Genomic DNA, 12,920 nt, shown 5'->3' with positions numbered 1-12,920 from the left:
AAAGCAATGGATGCAATTGCGCTTTTTGACCAAACCACCCTTGAGTGCAGCAAGCTGATCACTCAGCGATACAGCACGAGCTTTACGCTGGGAATCAAAACCCTGGACAAAAAATTCCATCTGCCTATTTATGCCATCTATGGATTTGTCCGATATGCCGATGAAATCGTTGACACATTTCACGATAAGGATAAGCAAGCCTTACTTCATCGATTCAAAAAGGATACCTACGAAGCGATCGAAACAGGAATTTCTCTAAATCCTGTCCTACACGCATTCCAGTTGATGGTTAATAAGTATCAGATTGATAAAGACCTTATTGAGGCCTTTTTGCATAGCATGGAAATGGATCTGGACTTCAAAACGTACAATGATTCCAAGTACCACGAGTACATCTATGGGTCTGCGGAGGTGGTAGGGTTAATGTGTTTGAAAGTATTTTGCGAAGGGAATCAGGCGATGTATGAGCGGCTCAGGGAACCTGCCTGCAAGCTGGGTGCCGCATTCCAAAAGGTGAATTTTTTACGCGACATCAAAAGTGATTTTGAAGAAAGAGGTAGGGTATATTTTCCAGGAGTGGATTTTACACAGTTTGACAAATCCGCCAAAGCACTGATTGAAGAGGATATACAGAAAGACTTCAACGATTCCTTGGTTGGAATCGAACAACTCCCTTCAGGAGCTAAACTTGGAGTTCGTGTAGCCTATCTCTACTACCAAAAGCTTTTTGACAAAATCAAGGGGCTGCCCGCCGAGGTAATTACCCAGAAAAGAGTCAGAATTCCCAATTCACAAAAACTTTCGCTTTTGGTAGGCACCTATTTCGAAACCAAATTAGGAATGCTCTGATGGAAAAGTACCTTTACTTCGGTGTGTTGCTTTTTGCGATATCTTATCCTTTGGCCCAATCTTTTGAGCATCGGATTCGCTATGCCACCAAGTGGGGTCAGCTCTTTCCTGGCATGCTGGGGACTGCATTGTTTTTTATTGTTTGGGATATCTGGTTTACCAAAATTGGGGTCTGGGAATTTAATCCGACTTATATCACGGGATTGTATTTGGGAAATCTTCCCCTGGAAGAAATCCTATTTTTCTTTATCATTCCCTTTTCCTGTGTGTTCATCTATGAGGTTTTGATTTATTTCTTCCCCAAAGACTATTTTCAGCCGATTAGCAAGCCCTTTGTATTTATTCTAGTCCCACTACTCTTTCTGTTAGGAGTGTTGAATTTGGACAAATGGTATACTTCAGTCAATTTCTTGATTGGGGCGATTGCTTTGTTAACCCATTACCTGATTTTCAAAGACCGATATCTGGGGCGATTCATCTTTGCCTACTTGGTTCATTTGATCCCGCTTTTTTTGTGCAATGGGATTTTGACCGGGGGAATTACCGAAGAGCCTGTGGTCATCTACAACAATGCCGAGAATCTGGGAATCCGGATCTGGACTGTACCTATTGAGGATACAATTTACTCCATGACGCTATTTTTGATGAATATCAGCTTCTTTGAGCACTTGAGAAGTCAAAAACAATTCAGTTCACTTGAAGTTTAAAACGCAATGAAAAATCTCCAAGTACAAATCGATGACCATTCAGGCTTTTGCTTCGGAGTGGTCTATGCAATCGAAATGGCTGAAGAAATCCTGGATGAACAAGGGTATTTGTATTGTCTTGGAGATATTGTGCATAATGACGAAGAGGTCAACAGACTTTCCAGAAAAGGACTTAAAATCATCGATCATGGTGATTTGCATGCTTTGAGGGATGAAAAAGTACTGATTCGGGCACATGGGGAACCTCCCTCAACTTATGAGTTAGCGATCAAAAACAATCTTACCCTCATCGATGCAAGCTGTCCGGTGGTATTGAAGTTGCAAAACCGCATCAAAAACTCATTTGACAAAGACGAAAAGATCTATATCTATGGAAAGCATGGTCATGCAGAAGTGATTGGACTATTGGGGCAGACCAATAATAAAGCCGTGGTCTTTCAGGATATCTCTGAACTCGACATCGAAACGCTCCCCAAGAACTTAACCCTATACAGCCAAACCACCAAGAGCACTGACAAATTCTACGAGATCAATGATATTCTAACCCAAAACGGAATATCCGTCAATACCAATGATACCATTTGCCGACAAGTGTCCAACAGGGACAAAGAGCTACGGGACTTTGCAGAAAAATTTGATAAGATCGTCTTTGTTTCGGGTACAAAATCCTCCAATGGAAAAGTGCTTTACAATGTTTGTAAAGAGAAAAATCCAAATACTTTTTTTGTATCCAACCCTGATCAGATAGAAGAATGCTGGTTTCAAGCTAATGAAACCGTGGGTATTTGTGGCGCCACTTCTACACCGATGTGGCTGATGGAGCAGGTCAAAGAGCGCATTCTGACTTTCTAAACCATGGATAGTTCAAGAAGCCATACCGCCACGGTAGATCCAAAAGGTCTCCTGATAGGATGGACGATCATCATTCTTTGGGTAAGTTCACTTTTGTTCTTGCTCAAATGGGATTTTTCTTGGACCTCCCCCCTAACCTATTTGGCTATTCTGATTCAAATGCATTTGTACACAGGGCTATTTATTACGGCTCACGACGCCATGCACGGAGTAGTCACTTCACATAAGAAATTGAATCATATCACAGGGTGGATAGCAGCTTTGCTGTTTTCTTACAACTTTTATTGGAAGCTGTTTCCCAAACATCACGAGCATCATCGGTATGTGGCCACAGTTCAGGACCCGGATTACCATGCTTCAGAGCGGTTTTTCCCATGGTATTTGAGCTTCATCCGGCAGTATGTGACCATTTGGCAAATCCTGCTCATGGCCCTTTCCTTCAATCTGCTAAAGCTTTTTCTGCCTACTGAAAATTTGATCATTTTCTGGATGCTTCCCGCTATACTTTCCACTCTTCAGCTTTTTTACTTCGGCACGTATCTGCCTCACAAAGGAGAAAGCGACAACAAGCATCATTCTAATTCACAGGGAAAAAACCACCTCTGGGCATTTTTGAGCTGCTACTTTTTTGGCTATCACTTCGAGCATCATGATTCTCCAGGGACACCCTGGTGGAGACTTTGGAGGGTGAAAGAAGGGCAAACTGCCTGAATTGCTTGACGAAAGTCAAAATTTTGTAAAAAAAGTAAACTAATACCCCAAGTATTTGATTTAGGCTAAAAACCAACTATTGATGAGAACTCTTTTGTTTTTTTCATTTGCTTTCATGATGATCTCCCATGTTTTTGCACAGGGAATCATTCGGGGAAAAATCACCAATCCGATCAACAATCAGCCTGTGGCTTTTGCCAATGTACTTGTGCTCAACACCGATTTAGGCGCGATTTCAGACGAGAATGGCAACTATGAAATCCGAAATGTCCCTCCCGGATTGTATAACGTCCGCGCAAGCTTTGTAGGCTTTAAAAACTCCACGGCCTATGAAGTGCAGGTGACTCTGGCTAGACCCGTTCAGTTGGACTTCAGTCTGACCGAGGATGCCGCCGAACTGTCGGAAGTGGTCGTAAGCAGTGAATTCACCCGGTCGGAGGAAACGCCCCTTTCGGTACGAAAACTCAATACCAACGAAATCGAACGCTATCCCGGGGGAAACCGTGACATTTCCCGGGTGATACAGGCTTTGCCAGGTGTAGCAAGCACCCCGAGCTTCCGAAATGATATTTTGATCCGAGGTGGAGCGCCAAATGAAAACCGATTTTTCGTCGATGAAATCGAGGTGCCTGTCATCAATCACTTCGCCACCCAAGGTTCTTCCGGCGGACCGGTAGGAATTCTCAATGTGAACCTGATCAAAAGCGTGGATCTGATCGCAGGTGGATTTCCTGCCAATCGGATGAATGCCCTGAGTTCATTCTTCGAAATCCAACTCAAAGAAGGACGCAGAGACAAAATGTTCACCCAGTTGACCGTAGGGGCTTCCGAATTAACATTATCTAACGAAGGGCCATTGACACCCAAAACGACCTATTTATTATCCGCGAGAAGATCCTATCTCCAAGGATTGTTTCGGGTCTTAGGCCTTCCTTTTTTACCCACTTTCAATGATTTTCAATTTAAAACCACGACCAAAATCAACGAAAAAACCGAGCTGACTTTTATAGGAATCGGGGCGATTGATCAGTTTGCACTCAATTTTGACATTCCTGAAAATCAAACCCAAGACGAAATCGAGGAGCGGCAATATTTACTCGGTGTACTCCCTATCCAGTCCCAATGGAATTATGCCACAGGAGCCAAACTCAAGCGATTCCGGGAAAACGGCTATTGGACTTTTGTCCTCAGCCGGAATATGCTGAATAATGAATCTTATAAGTATGCAAACAATGATGAAAGTTCAGAAGCAAACCTGCTTTTCAACTATCAATCTCAGGAATCAGAAAATAAATTCCGAGCCGAAAACAGCATTTTTGGCAAAGGGTATACCTTGAAATATGGCCTTAACTACGAATATTCCCGCTATCTGATTGACAATTTTGACCGTGCCGCACTCTCTGTGACAGGAGGAGTGATCGATGTCTCCTCGATTTCCAATTTCAGCAGCTATGGTGCATTCATTTCAGGAAGTAAAAATTTCAATGCGGATCGACTGCTTTTGACCGGGGGAATCCGAATGGATGGTTCCGATTTTGCGCAGACTGCATCCAATCCACTCAATCAGATCAGTCCTCGAGTTTCTGCCAGCTACCAGCTTCGTCCTAATTTATTTGTCACTGCCAATGCAGGGATCTATTATCAAAAGCCTTCCTACACTATTTTGGGTTTTCAAAACAACGAAGGAGCTTTTGTCAATCAGGACAATGATGTTCGATTTATCCGCAATGCCCAGTTAATCGGTGGGATCGAACTTTTGTTGCCGGAGAAAGCGCGGAGATTTACAGCCGAAGTTTTCTATAAAAAATACAGCAACTACCCAAGTTCACTTCGAAACGGCATTTCTTTAGCCAATCTCGGGGCTGACTTTGGGGTAATCGGCAATGAACCCGTTGCATCCAATTCGGAGGGGCGTGCCTACGGGGTGGAATTCCTTGCCCAACAGCGTCTTTTCAACAACTTTTACGGGATTGCATCCCTTACCTTTGTCCGTAGTGAATTTACCAATCCCAATACCGAGGGCTTTATCCCGTCCTCGTGGGACAATCGATTCATCGTCAGCATGACCGCAGGTAAACGATTTGGAAAAAACTGGGAACTCGGAGCGAGATGGAGATTTCTTGGCGGAACTCCCTTCACACCAAATGACCTCGCTTCTTCGAGTTTGATCCAGAATTGGGACCTTCGCAATTCAGCAATCTTGGATTTCAATCGAATCAATGGCGTGAGACTGGCACCATTTCATCAGTTGGACCTCAGAGTGGACAAGAAGTATTTCTTCGAAAAGTGGAACCTCAACTGGTATTTTGACATTCAGAATGCCTACAATTTCCAAGCCGAACAACCACCTCTTTTGATCGCCTCCAGAGACGCTCAGGGGAATATTCCTGTGAATCCTAATGACCCAAGTCGATACCTTCTAAGGGAAGTATCCAATCCAGCAGGCACCCTTCTACCAACAGTGGGAATTATCGTAGAATTTTAAACCAATTTGCCCAAATATTCCAAAAGCCGGACGATTCGTTCGGCTTTTTGTTCTTCATCGCCGGCTGAATAAATCATTTCTAACCAGCGGGCCTGTTCGGTAGCAGGAAGTGCCTGATAAAGCTCAAGCTTCCCGGGATCATCCAAAAGGCAATCTTTGAGTTCGTCGGTCAATTGATCGGGTATTCCGTTTCGATACAATCGAAGCAGAACTTTTTCACCTTCTTCTTTTTTGATTTGGGTCCGGATCTCTTTCGAAACCGGCAAAAACAAAAATCCGTCACCCATGGGCATGAGTGTTTTCCCTTCAAATTCAAAAGAATCAATACTCCCTGAGACTTTCAGCATGCCAAAATGAGTTTTTGCTCCCAGTTGGGAAATGGGCAAACGGACAAAGGTCCAGCCGCCTTTGCCAGAAAACCGCTCCATAAAAAACTCGCCTTCGATGAGTAATTGCATAAAAAAAGCCGCTCAAATTGAACGGCTTAAAGGTATTGAAAACAAAGGTTTTATGGTAATCTCCAACGGACATTCAGACCAAAACCTGCCCGAAACTCGGTGACTTCTACCAAAAATAAATAGGGTCTAAAGTCAAGTCCAATCGTGATAGGTACTTCAGAGAAGGCATATTCTGCGCCTACTTCACCAGCAGCCCCCAGTCTGAAGTTGTCTGCCAGGTATACAGAAGGTCCAAAACCAGCATACCACTTGAAGTCGGTATCCGGAATATCATCGTAAATGGGATTCCAAAGCGCATCAATGCCCAGTCCATTGCCTCCAAAGCTCACATTGGCGTGGATTCTGCTAAAATTGCCGGTGGCAAAAACACCGTCCAAAGCCACATTATTTCCATTGAGCTGCCCAAATCGAAGACCGATTTCTTGGGCTTGGGATTCCAGCGTGGTCAGCAATGCAATGCCCATCACAAGGGCTAATAGTTTGATAGTTTTCATAAAAGGTGTTAAAAGTTCAGTGGATGATTTAGCCAAAATTGAGCCAAATCGGCTCTTTTTGTCATAATTGATCAGATAGTTTCGATTTCTCCACCGATTCTTAATACTTCTTTCACCAGCAGGTCCAAATCCTCCATTCGAGTTCGTTGGTTCACATTGGCCACGCGTAGGGTGTATTTGCCATGTAAGATCGTGGAGCTGGGAGAAGCAATCCCTTCCTCCTGAAGCCGAAGCAAAATCTCCCGGTTGAATCTTCGAAGTTGATCCTCATCCCAACCTTTTCTTTTCATCCGAAAGCAAGTGATACTCATCGATACTGGAGCCATCAATTCCAAATCGGGATGTTGATTGACCAGTTCTGCCAAATACTCGGCCTGTCGATTGTTCTGAGCAATCATCTGCGCGTACTTTTCACGCCCGTGCTCTTTCAGCGACATCCAAATTTTTAGGGCTTTGAATCCTCGCGAAAGCTCAAATCCGTAATTATTGATCGAATCCAACCCTCCGGAGAGGCCTCTTGATTCTTGAAGCAAATAATTGGGTGTGATCGCAAAAGCTTCCCGGTGCTTATTGGCATCCCGAATCAAGGTGCAGCCGACTTCGTAAGGCACATACAGCCACTTATGCAGGTCAAAAGCCAAACTGTCCGCTTCTTCGATTGCTTTCAGTCGGCCAGCATACTTAGGATCCAATTTGGCCAAAGCCCCATAGGCTCCATCCACATGAAACCAAAGTCCATATTTTTTGGAAATCGAAAGCAAATCATCCATCGGATCGATCGCTCCCGTATTCACTGTGCCTGAAGTACCCACGATACAAAAAGGCAAAAGTCCCTGACTCAAATCTGCCTGAATTTGAGTTTCCAGCTCTTCAATCTTCATTTCGAAGCGGTCATTAACTCCGATTTTCCGGACTGCAGCTGTCCCCAAACCGATGATTTCTGCTGCTTTTTGAATACAGGAATGCGTTTCTACCGAGCAGTACAGGACCAACTGTGCGGAAGCCGCCTTGAGTCCTCGCTGACGGATTTTTTCTTCCCCAAATGAATTTCTTGCCACAGTCAACGCGGTGATATTCGCCATAGAGCCTCCACTGACCAGAATTCCTGAAGCTTCTGAGGGGAAATTCATCAGCTGTTTACACCAATTCACGACTTGTCGATCCACGTACATCGCAGAATGCTCTCCAATGGTCGTATTGGGATTCATCCCTGATGCGAGTAAATCCGCAAAAGTTCCTAAGGGCGTGCCTGTGCCCTGAATCCAGGCAAAAAACCGGGGGTGCACATTCCCTTTATTGTATGGAAAAATATACTGCCTGAATTCCTCGTAAATGTCCTCAGGACTTTGGCCTTTTTCTGGAATGGGTTGGTCCAGAAAAGCTTTCACTTCAGCCGGAATCGGTTTCCAGATTTTTTCTTCCCGGATAGTTGCCCAATAATCAATCAAATCATCGACCATCCGATGGCCCAATTTTCTCATTTCTTCCCAATTGCTTGGATCGAGGGTAAGATTTTCTTTGTCTGTCATAAATCACTTTTTCCCTTGGATGGGAATTTGCAGGAGATAGTTGCCTGTTAGTTTTTACTTTTTGAAAATAAAATAGACCGCCAAAATCAAAAACACAGCTCCGATCAGGTGATTGAGCTTCAAGGTCTCATTTTTGAAAGCGATCAGAGTAAAAATCATAAATACCACCAGCGTGATTACTTCCTGAAGCACCTTCAGCTGTACCAGGGAAAATGGGCCTCCATTGCCAGAAAATCCGATTTTATTGGCAGGCACCTGAAAGCAATATTCAAAAAGCGCAATCCCCCAACTGATCAGAATCACCGAGACCAATCCTAATTTGCTGAACCATTTCCATTCGGCAAATTTCAGGTGGCCGTACCAAGCCAAGGTCATAAAGGTATTGGAAAGAACAAGGAGTCCGATGGTGAGGAGGGCTTTCATATTTCTGTCTTTAAAGAGGCTAAAAATACTGAAGTTTAATCCGAAGTGGTTTAGAAGATCAACTGATACATCTCCTCCAGCTTGCTCACCTGGAGGATCTGTATTTTAAACTTGCCAAGATCCAAGCCCTTCACCGCGTATTTGGAAACCACGATCTTTTTGAATCCCAATTTTTCGGCTTCAGCGATTCGGTTTTCGATGCGGGATACGGCACGGATCTCTCCACCCAAACCCACTTCTCCGGCAAAGCAAATCTGCTCGGACACAGGGGTGTCCTCATAGCTGGAAATCAACGAAGCACAGACTGCCAAATCCAATCCCGGATCATCCACTCTCAGACCACCTGCTACATTCAAAAACACATCCTGCTGACCCAAGCGCATTCCTCCTCGCTTTTCCAGCACAGCCAGCAGCATATTCAACCGCTTGGCATCGTGTCCGGTACTGCTGCGCTGTGGAGTACCATAAGTCGCCGGACTGACCAAAGACTGGATCTCAATCAAAAGCGGGCGGTTTCCTTCCATCATGGCGCCGATGGCCACCCCATTCAGCACTTCTTCCCGCTGGGTCAAGAGAATTTCGGATGGATTGGCTACCGATCTCAGTCCTTCTGCCCGCATTTCGTAAATGCCGAGTTCGTGGGTGGAGCCAAAACGGTTTTTGGATGTGCGGAGAATCCGATAGGTCAGGTGCCGGTCTCCTTCAAACTGCAAGACCGTATCCACCATGTGCTCGAGGACTTTCGGTCCGGCGATGGAACCATCCTTGGTGATATGACCGATCAGGAAAACCGGCGTGCCGGTCTCTTTGGCAAATTTCATCAGCTCGGCAGTACACTCTCTCACCTGGGAAACCGAACCAGCGGCTGATTCCACATACTGACTATTCAGTGTCTGAATGGAGTCAATGATCAAAAAGTCAGGTTTTAAGATTTCGATCTGCTGAAAAATCTGCTGTGTATTGGTCTCCGAAAGGACGTAGCAATCCGGATTCTTGGCAGCCATGCGATCTGCCCGCATTTTGATTTGAGCTTCGCTTTCCTCGCCGGAGACATACAGTACTTTTTTTCCTTTTAGCGTCAAGGCAATCTGTAGCATCAGCGTGGACTTGCCGATTCCCGGCTCGCCGCCGATCAAAACCAAGGAACCCGAAACGATCCCTCCTCCAAGCACCCGATCCAATTCCGGGTCTGAAGTGATCCAGCGGGGTTGCTCCTCATAGTTGACCTCGGCGATTTTCTTGGGGACACTGGCTTTTTTGAGTCCGGAACCTTGAGGCTTCCAACTTCCTTTCCCACTTTCTTCTTTCTGGAGAATTTCTTCCACATAAGTGTTCCATTCCCCACAAGCGGGACATCTACCCAGCCACTTGGGGCTTTGTGCTCCGCAGTTTTGACAGAAAAAGGTGGTTTTGACTTTAGCCATTAATTAAGTATCAAGTAGCTGGTATCAAGTATCAAGACTTGATGCTCAAAATGAGACCAACCAATTTTTCAATATTCAAATTTTCTAATCGTTCAATCTTAGTGCGCCTGCAGCCAATCTGTTCCCACGCCTACTTCCACTTCGATCGGAACTGGTAGCTTGATGGCATTCGACATCAATCCGGGAATATGTTTTTTCAGAAGCTCGACCTCGTCTTTGTGCGCATCAAAGACCAATTCATCATGCACTTGAAGGATCATTTTGGATTTCAGTTTCTCTTTCTTCATCCAGTCATGCACATGAATCATGGCGACTTTGATGAGGTCGGCGGCTGAACCTTGAAGGGGAGCGTTGATGGCGTTTCGCTCGGCAAAGCCACGCATGGTCATATTTCGGCTGTTGATGTCTCGGAGATAGCGACGACGACCCAGGATGGTCTCCACGTATTCGTCTTTTCTGGCTTTTTCGATGGCTCCGTCCATGTATTCTTTCACTGCGGGAAACTCGGTAAAGTAGGCATCGATAATTTCTTTCGCCTCAGTTCTCGGGATGGAAAGTCGCTGTGCCAAACCAAAAGCCGAAATCCCGTAAATAATCCCAAAATTGGCTGTTTTGGCTTTCCTTCTCATATCGGAAGTCACTTCCTCCAAAGGTACTTTGAAGATTTTGGCGGCTGTAGTGGCATGGATATCCCGACCGTTTCGGAAGGCTTCGAGCATGGATTCATCCTGGGAAAAAGCTGCCATCAGCCGCAATTCGATCTGCGAATAATCCGCTGAAAGCAAGACGTGGTTTTCATCTCTTGGCACAAATGCCTTGCGGATTTCCCGACCTCTGGAAGTTCGGATCGGGATATTCTGCAAGTTGGGATTGATGGAGGAAAGTCGGCCTGTGGCTGCCACAAACTGATTATATGTCGTGTGGATCCTTCCGGTTTTGCGATTGATCATGGTCGGAAGCGCATCCACATAGGTGGATTTGAGCTTGACCATTTGTCGGTGATCGAGGATGGCCTGTGCGATTTCATGTTCGTCTGCAAGCTTGCTCAGGATCTCTTCTCCGGTGGCATATTGCCCGGTTTTGGTCTTTTTGGCTTTGGGATCGAGCTTGAGTTTTTCAAAAAGTACATCTCCCAATTGCTTTGGTGAGGCTAAATTAAATCTCACCCCTGCCAATTCGTAGACACGCTTTTCGATCTCCTTACTTTCTTCTTCCAGGGCTATCGACAAATCAGCCAAACTTCCTGTGTCGATCCGAACCCCTTCAAACTCCATATCGGTGAGAACCCGAATCAGTGGATTTTCCACTTCATCAAAAAGCTTTTTCAGGCCATTGGACTGGATAATCGGGTCGAGTTTACCTTTAAGTCGAAGGGTGATATCCGCATCTTCGGCAGCATAGGCAGTGACCTCATCTTCGTCCACATCCCGCATATTGCCTTGATTTTTTCCCTTTTTACCAATCAGCTCTGTAATGGAGACGGGTTTGTAGTGTAAGTATTGCTGAGCCAGCCAGTCCATCCCATGCTTTCCTTCCGGCTCAATCAGGTAGTGGGCGAGCATGGTATCATAGATGGTTCCCTTTACCTCGATCCCATAATTTTTCAGAACCAGCATGTCATATTTCACATTTTGGCCGATTTTGAGAATGGAATCATTTTCCAAAACCGGACGCAAGAGGTCAAGGATTTCTTGGGTTTCTTTTTGATCCGGAGAGACGGGAATGTAGTAGGCTTCTCCTTCGAGGTAAGCAAAAGACAATCCGACCAATTCAGCCTTCATAGCATCGAGATCGGTCGTTTCGGTATCAAAGCAGATTTCTTTCTGCAAAAGGAGATATTCGACGAGTTCCTTTACCGCATCTTTTCCTTTGATTTTGTGATAGTTGTGGACATTGCTGTGAATAGTGTCTAGGATGATCGGCGTGGAAAGGGTGATTTCCTCTTCTGGATTTTCCTCCTCTTCCGACACTGCCGGGGCAGAAGCCACTGCACCGAAGAGATCCATTTGTGCCGGGGCAGCAATCGCTGCTTTTTTCCCCGAGGAATCTTTAAAAATTCTGCTTGCCAAGGTTCGGAATTCCAATTCGGTGAATATGGCCCGCAGCTTTTCTTCATCAAATCCCTCATATCTCAGATCAACCTCATCAAAATCTACCGGGACATCGATTTTGATTGTAGCCAATTCCTTGGAAAGTAATCCTTGTTGGGCAAAATTCTCCACATTTTCCCGTTGCTTACCCTTGAGCTTGTCCACATTGGCAATCAAACCCTCAACAGTGCCAAACTCTTTAAGGAGTTTAACCGCAGTTTTTTCTCCGATGCCGGGAATACCCGGAATGTTGTCCACCGCATCGCCCATTAATCCCAAGATATCCCGGACTTGATCTACATGTTCGATGTCCCATTTCTCACAGACTTGCTTGGGACCTAGGACATCCACCCCATTTCCCATAAATGCAGGTTTGTATAGGAAAATATGGTCGTCTACAATCTGGCCATAGTCCTTGTCCGGAGTCATCATATACACGGTAAAATGGTCTCTCTCCGCTTTTTTGGCTAGTGTACCAATGATATCATCAGCCTCAAAGCCGTCCATTTCCAGCACCGGGATCTTAAATGCTTTGACGATCTCTTTAACCCAAGGAATCGAAACAGTAATATCTTCCGGCTGCTCTAGTCGATTGGCCTTATACGGTTCGTACTGAACATGCCGAAAGGTGGGGGCTTTGGTGTCAAAAGCTACAGCGATATGGCTGGGCTTTTCTTTTTCCAATACTTCCAAAAGGGTATTGGTAAATCCCAGCATCACCCCGGTATTGAGGCCTTTGGAATTGATTCTGGGATTTTTGCTAAAAGCAAAATGGGCCCTGTAGATCAGAGCCATAGCGTCCAGAAGAAAAAGTTTGTGAGCTTGCTTTTGAGACATTGGGATTTGTTTTTCGGATGAAAAGACAATTTTTAAGTCGCCTAAGGTACAAAAAATCCAC

Annotated in this window: 11 protein-coding genes; 5 read left to right on the top strand and 6 right to left on the bottom strand. The window is 45.1% G+C overall.

Annotated elements, in window-relative coordinates; translation table 11 throughout:
* Nucleotides 1-6: 6 nt before the first annotated feature.
* From CLV31_RS03915 to CLV31_RS03895, 5 genes are all read left to right on the top strand, one after another.
* On the top strand, nucleotides 7-849 hold the full coding sequence (locus tag CLV31_RS03915) for a phytoene/squalene synthase family protein (protein ID WP_111391555.1): 843 nt from the start codon (nucleotides 7-9) through the stop codon (nucleotides 847-849).
* Nucleotides 849-1,556 (top strand): lycopene cyclase domain-containing protein, encoded by a 708-nt coding sequence (locus CLV31_RS03910; protein WP_111391554.1) that lies wholly within the window; start codon nucleotides 849-851, stop codon nucleotides 1,554-1,556. The genes CLV31_RS03915 and CLV31_RS03910 overlap by 1 nt, the downstream gene beginning before the upstream one ends.
* Nucleotides 1,557-1,562: 6 nt before the next feature.
* Entirely contained in the window at nucleotides 1,563-2,408 is an 846-nt protein-coding gene (locus tag CLV31_RS03905; RefSeq protein ID WP_111391553.1) for a 4-hydroxy-3-methylbut-2-enyl diphosphate reductase, read from the top strand.
* Between the two features lie 3 nt (nucleotides 2,409-2,411).
* Nucleotides 2,412-3,119 carry a fatty acid desaturase gene (locus CLV31_RS03900; protein ID WP_111391552.1) on the top strand — a complete coding sequence of 236 codons (708 nt, stop codon included), beginning with the start codon at nucleotides 2,412-2,414 and terminating at the stop codon, nucleotides 3,117-3,119.
* A gap of 82 nt (nucleotides 3,120-3,201) precedes the next feature.
* Entirely contained in the window at nucleotides 3,202-5,604 is a 2,403-nt protein-coding gene (locus CLV31_RS03895) for a TonB-dependent receptor (protein WP_111391551.1), read from the top strand.
* Here CLV31_RS03895 and CLV31_RS03890 read toward each other — a convergent pair.
* The 6 genes from CLV31_RS03890 to polA all read right to left on the bottom strand — a co-directional run bounded on the left by CLV31_RS03890 (nucleotide 5,601) and on the right by polA (nucleotide 12,859).
* Complete coding sequence (locus CLV31_RS03890) at nucleotides 5,601-6,062, bottom strand: DUF1905 domain-containing protein (RefSeq protein ID WP_111391550.1); 462 nt, start codon at nucleotides 6,060-6,062, stop codon at nucleotides 5,601-5,603. The two genes, CLV31_RS03895 and CLV31_RS03890, sit on opposite strands and share 4 nt — an antisense overlap.
* A 50-nt stretch (nucleotides 6,063-6,112) precedes the next feature.
* A complete protein-coding gene (locus CLV31_RS03885) occupies nucleotides 6,113-6,556 on the bottom strand; it encodes an outer membrane insertion C- signal (RefSeq protein WP_111391549.1) in 444 nt (147 codons plus the stop codon).
* A gap of 71 nt (nucleotides 6,557-6,627) precedes the next feature.
* Nucleotides 6,628-8,085, bottom strand: coding sequence for a pyridoxal phosphate-dependent decarboxylase family protein (locus CLV31_RS03880; protein ID WP_111391548.1), 1,458 nt, complete (start codon nucleotides 8,083-8,085; stop codon nucleotides 6,628-6,630).
* 54 nt (nucleotides 8,086-8,139) lie between these two features.
* Nucleotides 8,140-8,508 (bottom strand): DMT family protein, encoded by a 369-nt coding sequence (locus CLV31_RS03875; protein ID WP_111391547.1) that lies wholly within the window; start codon nucleotides 8,506-8,508, stop codon nucleotides 8,140-8,142.
* Between the two features lie 50 nt (nucleotides 8,509-8,558).
* Nucleotides 8,559-9,932 (bottom strand): DNA repair protein RadA, encoded by a 1,374-nt coding sequence (radA, locus tag CLV31_RS03870; RefSeq protein WP_111391546.1) that lies wholly within the window; start codon nucleotides 9,930-9,932, stop codon nucleotides 8,559-8,561.
* 98 nt (nucleotides 9,933-10,030) lie between these two features.
* A complete protein-coding gene (gene polA / locus CLV31_RS03865; protein WP_111391545.1) occupies nucleotides 10,031-12,859 on the bottom strand; it encodes a DNA polymerase I in 2,829 nt (942 codons plus the stop codon).
* Between the last annotated feature and the right edge of the window lie 61 nt (nucleotides 12,860-12,920).

This window comes from Algoriphagus aquaeductus, assembly GCF_003253485.1.
Lineage (GTDB): Bacteria > Bacteroidota > Bacteroidia > Cytophagales > Cyclobacteriaceae > Algoriphagus > Algoriphagus aquaeductus.
Note: the sequence above shows the minus strand (reverse complement) of the source record. Positions and strands in the feature narration are given on the sequence as shown.